The organism is Dokdonia sp. Asnod1-B02 (assembly GCF_045063955.1).
Taxonomy (GTDB): Bacteria; Bacteroidota; Bacteroidia; order Flavobacteriales; family Flavobacteriaceae; genus Dokdonia.
The window spans coordinates 2,965,634-2,981,406 of sequence record NZ_JBEFNW010000002.1 but is presented as its reverse complement, the minus strand read 5'-3'; the positions used below and the strand labels follow the sequence as shown (position 1 = coordinate 2,981,406).

The window sequence follows — 15,773 nt, the reverse complement described above, 5'->3', positions numbered from 1 at the left end:
ATATTAAGTTCAGTTCTACTCAAATTTAGTTCATTCTACGCCCTCAACAAGAACTTTTTTTTCTTCACCAAGAATTTCAAGACATCTAGCCATTATTTGAGGGTTATTAATGACCACCACAGACAGCTTGCGCCTTGTTCTAGTCATTATTTGAAACAACATCTTAACAGGATGGTAAAATGGTGCTCTAGTACCGTAACCTTTAATAGATAACAAATTATGGGTGTATTGAAAGTTAGTATCAATAACAGCAACAACTTTATCAAATTCTTGTCCTATTACTCCGTGTGCATTTTTTACAGAATTAAGCTCAAAATCTTGATAAGGGTGTTTTTTCTTTCCATCTGGAGTATAATTTATCATCTCCCATCCATCATTTTGTATAGACTGAATGAACCACTTAGCATTATGGTAGGTGGAAAAATAATTCAACTCTATATTAGACCTATCAATATTTTTAAAGGGTTTAGTTTTATCAAACAACGACCTGATAAATGATGCAATTCCTGAATTAGTTCTAATTTTCTCAGTAAGATTAAATGGTTTGTGTGGAACTAATTCTTGAATAGTCTCGTCAGTACGATATTTAAGTTCTAAAATACTTAGACATTGGTTAATATCATAAGAGAAAATACAATTACTCTTTTGTTCTTGAATTTGACTAATTATGTAACTAAGTTGAAAAGGTTTTATTCTTTGCGTTTCATCGATAACGACTAATTTGTAAGATTTAAAATCTATATTATGTAAATCTCTGATACCAACAATTTCCCAAGAATAGTCATTATTTAGTTCATATTGGCCCACATTTAAGTTACCGCAATGAATGACAATAACCTTTTCCTTATCATCTTGTAAATCTTTGACTATGTCATAAGTCACTAAGGTTTTTCCCGTTCCTGCTTTACCACAAATTGAATTAAATGAAGAACCTTTTTTTGCAACATCTTTCAATATGTCTACCTTAATATTATCTTGTTGATTAGTGAGAAAATATTTACCATTTACGAATGCTTCTGTAGAATTGAATGGTGAAACCAAATAATCTGATGGATTAAATTTTTCTTCTATATTCTGTACAATTATACTTTTTTTATTTTCTAAGAATTCAACAAACTCTGTTAAAGAGATAGTATAAAGCTTTCCATCATCACCTAATGAATAAATAGTTTTAGTATCTGCTACGTAGGTGAAATTATATACCTCATCAGATAAAAAATCGAGATAATACTTATTCCTTTGCAACTGATGAGCAACTTTATCGGTATACTTTCTTTTTAATTCGATGTTTATTATATGAGTCTTTCCAAATCTCAAAAGGTCAAATTCTTTACTGATTTGAGGTATAACAAACCCGATGAAAAAGTTTTCAAATATTACAGGGTCTCCATTTATTGAGTATAAATCCCTTGTTAGTTGTTCCAACTCGACAAACTCATCTTCATCGATTATTATATTTTGATAAGCTATATAAGCTTTAAATGATTCATCTGGTAAACTCTCTTTAGCTTGTATTAGAGATACTAAGTTGGTGGCTTTCATTAATTTCATTTACTGTAGTATTCTATAAGTTTCGTAATAATAATAAAGGTTATAGCTATAAATACAAGAACTCTCAATATCATTCTACCTAATTTTGAATGCATTATCCAAAATCGAGGGTATCTGTTGCGGTAATGCCAGTCTTCTTCGTCCATATTCTAATATAACTAAAAGCCCCTTAGAACTTATCCAAGGGGCTTAATTGTTACTTTACCATTGCCTAAATGTATTGGCGTTGACGTTGTTCTTTAAAGCTACTTACTCCACCTTGTAAACTCCATCCATTATTACGGTTGTGCTTTACACTACTTTCTAAAATCTCTATTGAGTGAGACTTTACTACTTTGTAATCTTTCATTTAATTATGAGTTAGGAAAAATGAATTATAAAACTACTATTACTCAATCAGTTTAACAAGCCTTCGTCTAGCAATTTTTAAGATATATTCTGGAAAGTTACCTGCTTGTTTCGTCCCATCAGTCATATCGAATGAAGCCGTTAAATATTAAGTGTGAGTGTCCATGCTTTTTATCCACGTACCATAAATTTCTGATTGTGTACAATGTGCTAAATAGCAATATTCGAAAGGCTAATAGCATTTGTTAAAGTTTAGACTCTAGCATAAAAAAGGATATGGATAAACTAAGATAAAAACTCACTTAGTTTTTACCTTTATAGGCTAATCCCATTTATCTAATATGAGAAAACTATCAGAAATCGACGCACTTATTGAAAACTCTATCAAACTTGATGTAACATATAATGCTTCAATAGAAAATTTTACATACAACGGTTATTGGGTTAACGAAATCCAACGTTCATACTTTGAAAAGGTAGTAGCCAAAATTGACAAAAAAATTGATAAGGTAATTGACTTTGATAATGCAAAACACATTCTTTATACTCGAGGAATTTGTGATACTCTGAAAAAGAAAGTTAAAGAACTAGGCACGTTAAGAATTGATGACTTAAAAGACATAGATTATCAAAAACAGGGTTGGGGTATTAGCTTAGAATATCCTCAGAACCCTCCAAAAAAAAATAGCTTGGAGTTATGGTTACCTGTTCCAGAGATAGACAAAGATGACCGACACGAGTATATTATACAAATAGTTGGTTCATTTTATAATTTAAGCTATGACGAGGTTTCTGGTAAATCACAAGAAGAACTTGACGATATTTTATTTACAGTACATAATGTACAAAATGCAGATTTACAACTTGTTTATGCTAAAGCGCATTTAGTTTATATAATTCAGTTACACGCTTACTTGCTCAACTCACTTCACCAAAAATTTCAAAATATATTAAACCTGATTAACAAATTATCAAAGTTTGAGGGTGATGATTTTAGTGTTGGGCAAGAAACCATAAAAAAGAAGGGTAAGTTATTTTTTAAAGGCAGAAAGTACGAACTAGCATATATCTTTAAATTTTTATATGATTACGATTATATAATTGGCAATGTCAATCAAAACAAATCAGATACACCTATCAAAGACTTTATCAACGAAAGTGAAACGTATTATTTTGAAAAAGATGAACCTATAAAAATAGATAAATTCACTAAGGAGTGGACTAAAGTAGGTAAACACTCTGAGAATCACGTTCACAAAGAATTGGACTTTATTGAAAAATTTATCGAGAAGCTAGAAAACCGTATTGAGGTACTTAAAAACACCGACTAATTTTTAGGGAATGCTCGGGAATCCCTAGCTATACCCTTATAAAACATCAAAATTTGCATCATAATAATTAATAAAACATATTATGATGACAGAAGAATCAAAGGTTTCAATTATACCATTTGGAGAGCTTAGAAAGCTTTTCTTACCACTACACGACAAGTTGTCCCAACTTGAAACTAAACTGGATAAAACAAGCTCAAATCCAGTAAAAGAGTACTATCGTAACAAAGACTTTAAGTTACTGTTTGGTATATCTCAAAATACTATTATCAAATATAGAAATAATGGTTACATACCATTTACTACGATTGGTGATGCGTACCTATATCCTGTTAAGAAAATATATAAGATTTTATATGAAAATCTTCAATCCTTCTAGTTGAGATAAGATTTTTTAAAATCTAAGTTTCATATACCCCGAAGGGAAAACCTATTAATAATTCTTTTTATCTAGTAATAAGTTAGTCTAGTAACTTATATAGTATAATACAGAGTTGTTTTGAGGTAGTCCAACTAGTAAGTATCAAACTTGATATGTACAGAATAAGCAATAACTATTAAGAAAAGCAGTATGCCAACAGATAAGAACAAAAATTACGACCACCAGTTTACAAAAATTTATAAGAAAGTAAAAGCAAATAAGAACCTCAACGATTTACAGAAGTTAATTTTATCAGAGATAATTAGCTTCCAGATGGCAGGACGTTACTTTTATATGACTAACAAACAATTAAGTTACGAGTTTGGATGTAGCGAAAAACGAATCCAAACCGCAATTACAAAATTAAATCCATTATTAAATAAAGGTTATACATACCCTAAACGACCAGAAGGCGGACGACCAAAAAGAAACCGTTTACTTTTTGTGGAAAATCTTTTTAATTACATACCAATTGAAATACTTATGGAAATTAATGTTGACGTTAAAAGGTTTAAAGACCTTGAACATTTTTTAGTATGGGCGCAATGTACTTTTGTCTTGGATGAGGTAATTAGAGAATACGTAAAATCAAAACCATATATCGAGAAACATTTCGGAAAAATTTTTTAGTATTTGTGAATCCCTCTAAGTATGAATACCCAAAACACCCTTATTGATACCATTATAGCCGTTTTAGTCTCATTTGCAGGTCGAGTTTACCCGTACGCAGAAAATCTATAGAAATTTTTTTTAGCACTCTAAGGGCGTGCAACAAGGCTTTAAGAAGCCTCTTATGTAAGAGCGGTGATGCTAGGTAAGGTCACCTATAAATTTTTACGCTTGGATTCAAAATGTTCTAAGATACTGTTATGTATGCGCCAGATGTGTTTCTGTTTGGAAAGTAAGGTATGTTGACCTTTGTATTTCTTTTTAAGTGTAGCTAGTCTGTAACGAAGTGTTCTTTCTGAAATCTGGTAGTGCTCCATTATCTCAACTCCTGTGTAATAGGTTTGATACTTTTTCATAGTAATTGGTTTTACTATAAATATGCGGGTGTATAAAAAAGGTATCTATTGAAATAAATATCTTTTTAAAATCTAAATAAGAGTATTACTTCATTTCATCTTCTATAGCTAGATAAGCAAAAGAGTTATATTCTTCAGATAAACGCATTTGAATATCGGATATATCAGGGTGTACATTATTAATGTCAGAATTAATTATATGACTATTAACATCATTAAAAAAGTCTTTATCGTCTACCAAATGTCCAATTGATTGCCAAGATTTTGAGATTTCACTTTTTCTATTTTCAAGAAAATCTTTAATCTTACTTACATATTTTGCTATAACACCTGTATTGTTAAAATTAAAATATTTTGCTTCATTATTTACTTTCTCTATTTGCTTTTGGAACTGTTGGATATTAGAAACCTCACCCATAACTTTTTCATAATTTCTAATATCTTCATTATCTGTATTCCAAAATTCTAAATTTAAATAGTCGACTAACTCTTTATTTATATCATCAAAGACACTAAAGAATCGATACCAATCATCACCATCAAAATCCTCATCTAAATTATGTGTATAAATCTCAAATACCTTTTTATTAATTGGTTTTCCGTAAATCAATGGAAGGAAAATAACGGATTTCACATTATCTCTAACTATTACCCCCTTTGAACTAAAATAACTAGCTCCTAAAGTGTTTTGCACAAATACTCTGGCATAAAGTAATGAAGTGAAATACGTTTCCGAAATTATCTCAGCTGTTATAATAAGGGTCTTATTAGTCTTTTCAGATAATTCAACATTAAACTGAATACCTGTTAAGTCATAAATTTCTTTCCGTTCTTTTAGAAACCTCTTGTTGAGATTATTTTTGATATTACTGAACTCTTTCCTAGCGTTAGTATAAACCTTGCTGCTGATTTTTCGCTTTCCTTGGTTGTAAAATTGATTCCAGATATAAAATAAAGTTTCAAGAGTCCTGCTCTCTGTATTTTCTATTTTATTCAATTTTTCCGATAAACAAAATTTAGAAAAGTGTTTTTCAAATTCATTTTGAAATTTTGAAACTTTAATTAAAGCCTCAGATATATTACTATATAAAACATTTGGGTTATACTCTTCTGAATCCTCAACATCTGAATAAAGTCTGTATACAGATAATATATTACTTCCTAATTGATTAAAAGTATTATCTAAACTTGAAAAATAATCTCTACTGATTTCATTAAAATTTAAGTAGTTCTTTAGTGATGCTATTGTAGTCGTTTTTACTAATAAATTTTCTTTATCATTTAAAGATTTTTCATTAGCCCCTTCGGAAACGTATCCCCATTTATCAACTATATTTTTAGGAAACTTAATCCTATATACATCCTTCAACTCTATTTCTGCTAATTCTAAAGGTTTTATAAACGCCTTATAATCTTTCTTTCTAAAATACTCTTGAAACCCCCTGATTACTTCGGTTAATGCATAATTATATTTTTCTCTATTTTCAATTATTTTATATATGTATTCCTCCCATGAATCAGGTCGAAATTGATAAATAAACAAACTGTTAATCAAACCATTGATTTGAACCAAATAGCTTAAAGGCAATAAATTATGCTTTATATTTTTATCACTTGGGTCATAAGGCAATTCAATATTCAAAAAAGAATTATTCACTGCATTTACAGAATAAGAATCTTTATCAGGAAAAGCGTTTCTCAAAATCTCAAGGATTTCTGTAGATTTATTTTGCAGATAATTTTTTTCTTTTTCTTCTTCAAATTCATACTTTAAATAATCGATAATATATTTACAAGAAATGTGGTTGTCATTGCTCTCTATTAAATCAACAATGCTGTATTCTTCCATTAATCTTGACACGAATAAATTTCTGTAATGATTAATAAAATCAGTAGAAAAGTTTATCGATTGAAGACCCAATAACAAAACTGAAATATCTTTCAAAGAAACTTCACTATCAAAAAGAGTTAGAAGTTCGTGTTCATCAATAACTATATTAGTTTCAAGGTTTAAATGACCAACCCAAAAAGAATACTCTCCTAAGGCAACGAATTCTTTCTTATCGCATAATTCACAAGAAATATTATCTTTAGAACTAATCCATCTTAAAACATATTCAAAAACATCTTCTTTAGGAGATATACTATTTTTAATCTCTTTAATTCTAATACTAACATCTTCTGATAATATATTTGATAGTATTAATTCTTCGTCTCCCGTTACATTTGCATAATCATATGGTAACACTAATGCCCAAATTGAACCAAACTCATCATATAGAGTTTGAAAAGGTTCTTTATTTTTTATAAAAAGAAAATCACTTACTCCTTTCCAAAGAAGAGCATTTAATACATTAATATTTCCAATCCAACTTTTAAAGTTATATTCTTTGACTATCTCCAAAAAAGCTTCAACATCGTATCCAAAATTGAAACCATTTAGCAAATAAGCATGTATGTCACCTTCATACAATAGAGGTATAGAATCGTTTACATAATCTTTGATATCTATGTAATCATTATCTTTAAATAGAATACCACATAAAAGTTCTGAACGGATAGGATGTAATCCCGTTAAAAACTCTTTATTTTCTGTAAACTTTAAGAGATACTCTTTTTCAAGATTTTTAACAACTCGGCTTGATAGACTCCTATTAATGCGAATAAAATCAACGAGCTTTTTGTAATTAATTTTAGCTCCATAGGAATCAGATAAACATACAAAACGTAATGTTTCTAATTCACTAACTTTTTCCTCCTCCTCTAATCGATTAATCTGGCTTTCTAATCTGGCTTTTAAAGTATCTCCTTGATTAATCAAGTAAACATATTCTAATAAAAGCCCTTCATCACCAAAATTCAACCATGATTCCTCAAAATCAGTAAACTTTAGCTCTCTTTTGTACTTCGATAAACTTTCATAAATAATTCTAGCTTCAGTTTTATCGAATGTCAATTCTATGTCTTTAAAACTATAGTCAGCACCAAGAGTAACTCTATTCCAATCTTCTTGCCTAATAGTAATCAAAAATTGAAGGTTCTTTTTTGTAGATAATTGTTGAAGTAAATCATTCCAATAGACATCTTGGGGTTTTATATCAATATATATTAATACTGGAAAGAATAGTTCTTTACATAGAGCATTTAAACTGTTAATAGTTTCATATGATTCATTATAATTATTAGATAGTTTTAATTCATATGAGGTGTGACTCTCTGAAAAATCGTGTATATACCGATAGGCTAAAGTACTTTTTCCTTGCCCAGAAGCACCATGAATAAATACTACATTAGTTTCTTTAAAAGCTTTATCAATCGCAGATAGCTTTTTGGTTCTGCTAATGTCTAAATTTGATAGAATGTGTTCATATCTAGACGATACACCGTAATAAAATTCTTCTTCTAATTGAGAACAGTTAATTTCATTTAATGTTCTATTATCAAATGGTAAAATTGTGTTGCCAAACTGATTTATAAATGATTTCTGTTCATTTAAGAATACTCCTATAGAATCTAAACTTGCTATAACTTTCTTAGCATCAATTTTTCTTTGCTCTTCAGCAGATTTATAAATCCAAAAAATTAATAGTTCTATTGCAATAGAAGGATTTGTGAAGGGTCTAATATCTGTAAGTAATTTTATAATTTCTTTATGTAAAGTCTCCTCATCTACAATTTCAGGAGCATGATAATTCTTTAATATTCTGTCTATTTTAATTGAATCAAACCCTTTTTTATGTAACTTTTTTGATAATACAGATTTTTCAGTTAGTTCGTTACTAACATGTCCAAATGAAACAAGTTTCAAGATAGCTTTGTTTTGACTCTCTAAAAGTTTGTTTGCTCTTTTAAAAAACGAATCCTTCTTAGAAAACAAATCAGTAAAAACTAATGTTTCAGATTTATTTTTAACCTGTATAATTTCTATATAATTCCCCTTTTCATCAACTATATCTAAATCCTCATAAAGCCCTTCTGGCTTGAATGTATAGTTTTTGTCATAATCTTTAAGAATTCTATATAAAGAATATAAAAATTGTGTTCTGTAACCTTTTAATGCAGAAATTGCACTCATATTTTGTTCTTCTTTATTTAATTCCTTTATCTCCTAAATACATTTCTGTTATTTCATTTTTAAAGTCTTTTATTTGTTCTCTAGCGTTCCAATCGATAAATTCATTAATATTTCTTATCAGCTCTTCTCTTGTTGTTTCTTTGAGCTTATCCTTCCATATCTGTAACGACCTATTCATTTTTAACCATACCATTTTTCTGCTAAATTCTTTATTGACACCTGATTTCAATTTACTAAAGTGAAGTCCCCAAAAACAATATATGTTTTCATCTTTTGTGCCGACAGTTTTTTGATGCATCTTATGAAATGCTTCTAGGATTGTTCCTTCGAATATTTCTTCATAAAAAAACTCAGCAGATAATTTAGCAGTACTATTATTTATAGCCCATAGTGTACCTACATAACCTTTTGCCCCTACTGCAAGGAAAGACTCAGAGATATTAGTCCAAGACCAACAGGTATTATTAAATATAAATGGTGAATGTCCTGAAGCTAAATGGCGAAACAAAGCTTGAGAATGCGATACATGACACTTAATATAACAAGAACCACCTACCATTACTCTTTTACTTCTATCCTTGTCCTTCTTTTTTCTAAGATGATTGGTCATGTCTGAGAAAACATATTGTGGATATTCTATAGCTTTAAGCTCCTTGCTTCTCCAGATATAGCCATCGAAAGTTCTAAAAAAACTTTTTACAGTTACAGGGTGTCGGTCTTGATAAGGTGATATAGCGAAAGTAGCTACTTCATCATATACAACAGAATGTTGGACACCGTCCCTATCTTTAAAAGTCTCTGTTATTCTTGAACCTTCAATTTCACCACCATGACTACAAATATGAAGGATACTATATGGATACTCTTTAATATGATTGTCAAGATTAAAAACCGTAGCATTTTCACCAACCAACGGCTTAACAAATAAGTTTTTATTTTCTAAATATTCAACCACAGAATCTGTTTCTTCATCTTGGAATTCTAGTGGAGAAAACACTACTGCACTTGGGCTTTCAGAAAAACTATCTAATTGAATATTATTAAAAAGAAAGAAATCAGGAGACAGTTGAAGATTGACATGAGAAATAGGAATTTGATTTTTAAGAATTAGCCCATAGGGTGCCCCTGTAGTGAAGAAAGTTGCGTATTTGTATTTTAAAAAATCAATATGCTCAATAGATGGGTATAATAATGCACTTAAATCATTGAAAGCATTTTGATTTTCTATTCCCTCAGATGCCTTTTCTTTCCATTTTTGTATAAGTCCTGTAATTACTGATTTATCAGTGTCAATTGAATCTACTATTTTCAAATTAGCATTAATAGCTGTTGCATAACTAATAGCTAAAGGCAAATTGGAATTATTGACTTTTTCCACAACTATTAACCCATCTTTGGTATTGTCATCAGTAATCACAATTTCACTTTCCTCATCAATTTGAAGCATTAGATTATTCTCTATTGCAATATATAGAGCATCAAAAATCTCATCAGTCTTACAAGAAATATAATCTGATTTTTCAACTATATGCTTTAAAATCAGGTCTACTTCTTCTACGCTATCTATGTAAACAGAATTATAATCATCTAAAAAATCTAAATAGCTTATTTGATTTTCTGTCAGACCTACAATAAGTAAATATTCGCATCCATTTAATCGTTTCAGTGCGTTATGTACTTTTATGTTAAATGCATTAGACCTAACCCTACTAGTATAATGTTCGTCAATTTCTCCATCAGCTAATTTTTTGTCATTAAAGTCCTGCACACTTGCAGTAACCTCAGCATAACTAAATGTCGGAACATAAAAATCTTTTGAATTAACATAACTAGAAACAATAGCAGTCAATAAAGGTTTTTCATAGTTGACAATAAGAAAAAACTTTGAATTTATTTCAGGGAAGGACATAGCCAAACTTATATAATATTAAGTTACTCAATATTAAAATACGATAACAATTACGGTTGCAGACAGGTAGGCTTGTTTTATTTCTTAAAAATGCAAAAAAATTATCTAAGAAATTAAAACTTAGATAAAAGTTTCACTATTACTAGAAGTGAAACTTTTTTATTTTCATAAATAACTAGTAATCAGATATTTAATTATAAATGAGTCATTTATTGATTAATTTAGTTTCACTTTTAATTTAAAATTTACAAAAGTGAAACTCATATTGGTTATCTTTGAATTGTAAATATTTGAGATATGAGTGTTAAGGGTTCAGTTACTACAAGTGATTATTTAAATTTTGATACCACGCTTAATAAAGCGGTCAAACTCATAAAGGGTGATAAAAACTATAAACTAGGTTTTCTGGTTGTTTTAGGTATCAATTCGGGATTACGTATTTCAGACCTGCTTTCACTAAAGTTTAATGATTTAGATGGTGACTCAATTTCGCTATTAGAAAAGAAAACCAACAAAAAGCGCATAATCAGAATTAACGACAATATCAAAGTTGCATTTGAAATTCTAAAAACGAGAGTAGAAAATCACGATGGTCATATCTTCACATCAAATCAAAACACAGTTTATAGCACACAATACGTGAATCGAAAAATCAAAGAGTTTTTCGGTTCCAAAAAATTATCGATTTCAACACACTCATTAAGAAAGACGTTTGGACGTCAAGTTTATCTTAACAACAATGAAACAGACAAAGCACTATTATATCTGTCAGACCTGTTTAATCATTCCTCCCCAGCCATTACTAAAAGATACTTAGGTATCAGACAAGAAGAATTAGATGACATCTATATGAGTTTATAAGTGATTCCTTTAAGAGAATTTGAATATTGCTATTGATACTGCTATCAAAGCAAAAGATAAATAAATAATATTTTTATCCATATTTGTCGCGTTACCTTTATTTAGTACTCCAATTCCTGCAATTCCAACACCTACCATTAAAAAACCGCAGATAAAAATTAAAAGGGGATTGAATATAACGAGGACTAAAACTCCAATGGAAGTAAATAGACACACTCTAGCGTTTGTGGTGTAATTTAAACCAGGTCTCCTAGATATAATTTCATTGGTTTCCATCTCAGAAAAATTTGAACTGAATAGACTAATTTCATCTGCCGTCATTTCAGAAGGAGCGTATATTTGTTTTAGTTCTAAAAAGGGTTTTATTTTTGAAAGGTCATCACCAGAGATATTTTTAAAATCTAAAAATTCAATATCGGGAGCAGTTATAATTTCATTTGAGCTGTTGTGAAAAGATTTGAAATTTATTTTTTGTTTGTTTGAAACAAACGAATCCTTATCAATACTTGTATTCTCATCTTTAATAACCTCAATTTTCAAAGTATTAAATTCTGATTCTGAAATTACCCCCGATTTTAGTAAATCGTTTAATTCTTTTAGACGTTCAATTTTATTCATAGATATTAATTAAAATCAAAAATTTGTGAAGGTAATTTTAAATTATCCGAGCTTGAATTTTTATTCATTTTATAAGTCTTACTTTCTCCAGAGAAAAATAGTTCGTTTTTATATCCACTAGAGTTTTTAAACTGTATAAGCGTTGCCCTAAATTCTCTTTGTTGTGAATCTCTATCCTTACCTATAAACTCAATTTTTTGTTGAAGTATTTCACTTCCTTTTTCAAAAACGACCTCTACACCACCTTTAAATTCCATCTTACCAATAATGTATACTAATGAGGTACGTGACCCCTTATAGATTTCTTCATACGTGTATTCAAATGTATTATCTCCATTGATATTTAATGATGTATTTTTCGTTCCTGCATCATACGTGTAACTAATATCTGTTTCTTCCTTGATATCAAACTTAGACAATATTGTTGTCATTTGATTTTGATTCAAATCGGTTAATATTTTTGAGTTATCACAAGAACTTAATAAAAGAGTTATAGTTAAGAGAGTAATTGCATTTTTAAACATAATATTTTAAGTTTTAAATCAAATATATTAAAATATAGGTTGTAAACAACCCGTTGTTTACAATTGGTCTTTTCCAATAGGTTGTTTAGACTTTTGAGTATGGCTAAAAAACAGCGAATTACTCAACCATCTGAATTTTGTTTAGAACTTGGAAAACACTTAAGAGCACTGAGAAAATCAAAAGATTTGAGTATTGAGGAAATTGCATATAAAGCTAACATTGACGCTCAAAACCTAAGGAAATACGAACTAGGTAAGCAAGAAATGAAAATAGGTATGCTCAAAAGAATTGCGGATGCTTTTGAGATAACACCTTCTGAACTTATTGATTTTAAGATTAATTAACTGATAATTCTTTGCACGAGTATTTCAGAAATTTCGGTTAATCCATCTTCTGAAAGATGATTGAGTGAATTATCCTCAACATATAAAATGATAAGTAAAGTGATTTTCTGTTATCAAATAATCTGGGAGTGTTTTACTTCTTTTATGTTGATGTGGTTATAAAATATATGGGGCTTAATATGTATAAGAATATGAACTATGTGAAATAGGTCAGTGTAGCAGTTTAACCATGGAAAGAATAACACAAATCTATAATATAGCAATTGGTGTACTTCAAAAGAATGAAGCCTTTAAACAAGCCCTAATGAACTTGAATAGTGGTTAATTAATATTCAAATATTAGAGAAGTGTCATTAAGTAACCCTTGGTGTTTATTTGTTAAGGTGGATTTATTTAACTTCGGTATAAATAAAATATAAGGATATGCCAAAATTAATTTTAGTAGACGCTCTCAACGAATGTGAAGTTAGAATAAACGTTAACCATATAGTCTCAATTACTCAGTATGAAGACCATTCAGATATAAGTCTAATTAATGGGGAGTGTATATCCACGGAACTTAAAAGTGTTGATATTAGAAATTTAATAGATGCTTAATGATAGAAAGTGAATCAGTATTGGCTGGAATGGTTGCTCAAACTTTGTTAAAGTCTGTAGTTGGAGATGGTTATAAATATGTGAAAGGTTTAGCTATTAATAAGGCTCGTGAAGGAAATTTATTTCAAATATTTACCAAAGCGCGAGAGAAGATAGAAGATGTTGATGATGGTAAATCTGTTCCACCTAAAATAATTGCAAAAGTTATTAATGAAGGTAGCTGGGCTGCTGATGAACTTAACCAAGACTATTATGCAGGTATTTTAGCATCGTCAAGAACGGATGAGGGAACTGATGATTCTGGTATATACTATTTAAACTTACTTGAAAGATTATCGGTTTACCAAATTAAGTTTCATTACTTATTTTATAAGTCACTTAAAGAAAAAATTACCATTTACAATCAGATTAATAGAGACGACTACTACGAAAGTATTCATTCAGTAAGCGAGAGAAATCTTATAAAAAAAGATAAAGTACTTCCGATACAATTTGATGAATTATATATTCAGCAAAAACTGGGCTTGACTTCTATGGATAGAGAGCGTTTCTCAATTAATTATGAGAAAATAATAACAACATTAATTAATGAACGCTTAATCGCTAATAATAGTACTAGAGATGGTATACCCTATAATGAAGATGGATTAACGCCTACCGCTATTGGTCTAGATTTTTTCTTATGGATTAATGGATTGCCATTAATTAAGCGTGATTCTTTCCTTACAGATGATGTTGTTATAGATGATATGGAATCATTTAAAACAGGTATTACCTTTAGACAGGTTTTAGATGAGCTTAAGGAAAAAACTATAAATGAAATAGAAAAATTAAAGTTAGTTTTAATAAATAGTTACAAAGGTAATATGCCAAGACTCCTCCCAATGACTGAAAGTGAAAATAGAACAGTCGCTAATTATGACCATAAAATAAAAACTATTTCCAAACTTCGCTAGACGAGTAATTAAGTACTGTTTTTAGTCTTTAGTGCTACTATCAATTTAACTAACTGATTAATTGTTTTTTCTGTGTCACCCTTATTACAAATAAGAAGTACAGTAAAAATGAAGCTAATAAATTTAAAAAAGGAAAATGTAAAAGAAACTAAAGCAGTTCCAAAGGTTGAAAGGTTATCAAAGATAACTTGAGTGTCAAAAGCCATAAAAGGTCAAATAAGATTAAAATAATTCTAAAACGCGTTAAATAAAAAAGTACGATTGTATTACCAAAATGTAATACAATAAGTCTGATTGAAGATTTAGAACCCTTACCATCTATTCTTATCCCTTAGGAATAAATGACTTCTAATGATGAGAGCGACGTACTTCTTTAATCATTCTAATTTAATAGAACTTCGTTTTAAACTACTTTACCTTATAATTCAAGAGCCACTAATGACCGCTTGATGACATTATTTCGTCTGTGCTACTTTATTGTCGTTCTCATACTTCAATAAGTTCTGTAAATTTAGAAATTATAATTGAGAATACAAAAACCATAAAATATTTCCTTTATGGTTCTGTTTTGCTCTTACCTCTAAGAGCATTAATTATCAATACAAATTGCCTTACTACCGATTCTCTTTTTTTCTCGTTGAGACAAATTAAAATAAGGAGGACAACCAATAGGAAACCAAATAGCCCACTCATTAACACAATTACAAAACTACCTGCTCCACTAACTATATCAATAACTTCTTTCATAACTTCTTTCTTTATTATCGCAATATCTAAAGCATCTTTAACTTTATTAAGCACATACTTTTTACCACCGATTTATCACCACTATCAGCAAGCTACAAAAGCTATTTTGATTTGACTGTGACAATTGGTAATCACCAATTTTCTTATAGTGTTTTCTGCAATATTTAGGATTCTAAACTTACTTATACCCCTCAAGAGTAGTATTTAATTAACACCACTTAAGCACTAATTTTTTTTCTTATATCTGTTTTTACACGTATACATATCATCTTTGTAAGTGTTGCAAAATTTTATGTGTTTATATGTATTAATAGCTATCAAAACAGATGATTACGAGTGTTAACAACTTTCATTCTAAACAAATGTAATCTAGCATTTAAGGATTCTCAATTTGTGACGGCATTTTCAATATATCTGTTAAAATTATGGAAGTTGGTTTTGTGCAAATAGAATATCAGCTGAGAT

Annotated in this window: 14 protein-coding genes; 6 read left to right on the top strand and 8 right to left on the bottom strand. The window is 29.4% G+C overall.

Features of this window, described 5'->3' with window-relative positions:
• Positions 1 to 30: 30 nt before the first annotated feature.
• Positions 31 to 1,551, bottom strand: coding sequence for a DNA/RNA helicase domain-containing protein (locus ACJJVU_RS13290; protein WP_405226379.1), 1,521 nt, complete (start codon positions 1,549 to 1,551; stop codon positions 31 to 33).
• 211 nt (positions 1,552 to 1,762) lie between these two features.
• The gene (locus tag ACJJVU_RS13285) at positions 1,763 to 1,900 is read right to left on the bottom strand and encodes a hypothetical protein (RefSeq protein ID WP_405226376.1); all 138 of its coding nucleotides are present in this window, start codon (positions 1,898 to 1,900) and stop codon (positions 1,763 to 1,765) included.
• Positions 1,901 to 2,240: 340 nt separating this feature from the next.
• Here ACJJVU_RS13285 and ACJJVU_RS13280 point away from each other — a divergent pair, with 340 nt between their 5' ends.
• From ACJJVU_RS13280 to ACJJVU_RS13270, 3 genes are all read left to right on the top strand, one after another.
• The gene (locus ACJJVU_RS13280) at positions 2,241 to 3,230 is read left to right on the top strand and encodes a hypothetical protein (RefSeq protein ID WP_405226373.1); all 990 of its coding nucleotides are present in this window, start codon (positions 2,241 to 2,243) and stop codon (positions 3,228 to 3,230) included.
• Positions 3,231 to 3,312: 82 nt separating this feature from the next.
• Complete coding sequence (locus tag ACJJVU_RS13275; RefSeq protein WP_405226370.1) at positions 3,313 to 3,609, top strand: DNA-binding protein; 297 nt, start codon at positions 3,313 to 3,315, stop codon at positions 3,607 to 3,609.
• A gap of 192 nt (positions 3,610 to 3,801) precedes the next feature.
• Entirely contained in the window at positions 3,802 to 4,281 is a 480-nt protein-coding gene (locus ACJJVU_RS13270) for a helix-turn-helix domain-containing protein (protein WP_405226367.1), read from the top strand.
• A gap of 194 nt (positions 4,282 to 4,475) precedes the next feature.
• On the opposite strand, the gene ACJJVU_RS13265 is transcribed toward ACJJVU_RS13270, so the two are convergent.
• The 3 genes from ACJJVU_RS13265 to ACJJVU_RS13255 form a co-directional block, all read right to left on the bottom strand.
• On the bottom strand, positions 4,476 to 4,676 hold the full coding sequence (locus tag ACJJVU_RS13265) for a hypothetical protein (RefSeq protein ID WP_405226365.1): 201 nt from the start codon (positions 4,674 to 4,676) through the stop codon (positions 4,476 to 4,478).
• 85 nt (positions 4,677 to 4,761) lie between these two features.
• Complete coding sequence (locus tag ACJJVU_RS13260) at positions 4,762 to 8,751, bottom strand: hypothetical protein (RefSeq protein ID WP_405226362.1); 3,990 nt, start codon at positions 8,749 to 8,751, stop codon at positions 4,762 to 4,764.
• Between the two features lie 13 nt (positions 8,752 to 8,764).
• Positions 8,765 to 10,660, bottom strand: coding sequence for a hypothetical protein (locus ACJJVU_RS13255; protein WP_405226359.1), 1,896 nt, complete (start codon positions 10,658 to 10,660; stop codon positions 8,765 to 8,767).
• A gap of 297 nt (positions 10,661 to 10,957) precedes the next feature.
• On the opposite strand from ACJJVU_RS13255, the gene ACJJVU_RS13250 reads away from it, so the two are divergent.
• Positions 10,958 to 11,521, top strand: a complete 564-nt coding sequence (locus tag ACJJVU_RS13250; RefSeq protein ID WP_405226356.1) for a tyrosine-type recombinase/integrase — start codon at positions 10,958 to 10,960, stop codon at positions 11,519 to 11,521.
• A gap of 9 nt (positions 11,522 to 11,530) precedes the next feature.
• On the opposite strand, the gene ACJJVU_RS13245 is transcribed toward ACJJVU_RS13250, so the two are convergent.
• Both ACJJVU_RS13245 and ACJJVU_RS13240 read right to left on the bottom strand, forming a co-directional pair.
• Positions 11,531 to 12,139: an SHOCT domain-containing protein gene (locus ACJJVU_RS13245; protein WP_405226353.1), complete on the bottom strand. Its 609-nt coding sequence runs from the start codon at positions 12,137 to 12,139 to the stop codon at positions 11,531 to 11,533.
• A gap of 5 nt (positions 12,140 to 12,144) precedes the next feature.
• Positions 12,145 to 12,570: a hypothetical protein gene (locus ACJJVU_RS13240; protein ID WP_405226350.1), complete on the bottom strand. Its 426-nt coding sequence runs from the start codon at positions 12,568 to 12,570 to the stop codon at positions 12,145 to 12,147.
• 192 nt (positions 12,571 to 12,762) lie between these two features.
• Here ACJJVU_RS13240 and ACJJVU_RS13235 point away from each other — a divergent pair, with 192 nt between their 5' ends.
• Positions 12,763 to 13,008: a helix-turn-helix domain-containing protein gene (locus tag ACJJVU_RS13235; RefSeq protein WP_405226347.1), complete on the top strand. Its 246-nt coding sequence runs from the start codon at positions 12,763 to 12,765 to the stop codon at positions 13,006 to 13,008.
• A 596-nt stretch (positions 13,009 to 13,604) separates the two neighbouring features.
• Positions 13,605 to 14,561 carry a hypothetical protein gene (locus tag ACJJVU_RS13230; RefSeq protein ID WP_405226344.1) on the top strand — a complete coding sequence of 319 codons (957 nt, stop codon included), beginning with the start codon at positions 13,605 to 13,607 and terminating at the stop codon, positions 14,559 to 14,561.
• Between the two features lie 555 nt (positions 14,562 to 15,116).
• On the opposite strand, the gene ACJJVU_RS13225 is transcribed toward ACJJVU_RS13230, so the two are convergent.
• Positions 15,117 to 15,362: a hypothetical protein gene (locus ACJJVU_RS13225; RefSeq protein ID WP_405226341.1), complete on the bottom strand. Its 246-nt coding sequence runs from the start codon at positions 15,360 to 15,362 to the stop codon at positions 15,117 to 15,119.
• Between the last annotated feature and the right edge of the window lie 411 nt (positions 15,363 to 15,773).

What these genes read in the sequence shown, in the direction of transcription:
- ACJJVU_RS13290 (WP_405226379.1), bottom strand. Translation starts at nt 1,551, where the DNA reads ATGAAATTAATGAAAGCCACCAACTTAGTATCTCTAATACAAGCTAAA.
- ACJJVU_RS13250 (WP_405226356.1), top strand. Translation starts at nt 10,958, where the DNA reads ATGAGTGTTAAGGGTTCAGTTACTACAAGTGATTATTTAAATTTTGAT.
- ACJJVU_RS13260 (WP_405226362.1), bottom strand. Translation starts at nt 8,751, where the DNA reads ATGAGTGCAATTTCTGCATTAAAAGGTTACAGAACACAATTTTTATAT.
- ACJJVU_RS13285 (WP_405226376.1), bottom strand. Translation starts at nt 1,900, where the DNA reads ATGAAAGATTACAAAGTAGTAAAGTCTCACTCAATAGAGATTTTAGAA.
- ACJJVU_RS13265 (WP_405226365.1), bottom strand. Translation starts at nt 4,676, where the DNA reads ATGAAAAAGTATCAAACCTATTACACAGGAGTTGAGATAATGGAGCAC.
- ACJJVU_RS13280 (WP_405226373.1), top strand. Translation starts at nt 2,241, where the DNA reads ATGAGAAAACTATCAGAAATCGACGCACTTATTGAAAACTCTATCAAA.
- ACJJVU_RS13245 (WP_405226353.1), bottom strand. Translation starts at nt 12,139, where the DNA reads ATGAATAAAATTGAACGTCTAAAAGAATTAAACGATTTACTAAAATCG.
- ACJJVU_RS13235 (WP_405226347.1), top strand. Translation starts at nt 12,763, where the DNA reads ATGGCTAAAAAACAGCGAATTACTCAACCATCTGAATTTTGTTTAGAA.
- ACJJVU_RS13275 (WP_405226370.1), top strand. Translation starts at nt 3,313, where the DNA reads ATGATGACAGAAGAATCAAAGGTTTCAATTATACCATTTGGAGAGCTT.
- ACJJVU_RS13230 (WP_405226344.1), top strand. Translation starts at nt 13,605, where the DNA reads ATGATAGAAAGTGAATCAGTATTGGCTGGAATGGTTGCTCAAACTTTG.
- ACJJVU_RS13255 (WP_405226359.1), bottom strand. Translation starts at nt 10,660, where the DNA reads ATGTCCTTCCCTGAAATAAATTCAAAGTTTTTTCTTATTGTCAACTAT.
- ACJJVU_RS13240 (WP_405226350.1), bottom strand. Translation starts at nt 12,570, where the DNA reads ATGACAACAATATTGTCTAAGTTTGATATCAAGGAAGAAACAGATATT.
- ACJJVU_RS13270 (WP_405226367.1), top strand. Translation starts at nt 3,802, where the DNA reads ATGCCAACAGATAAGAACAAAAATTACGACCACCAGTTTACAAAAATT.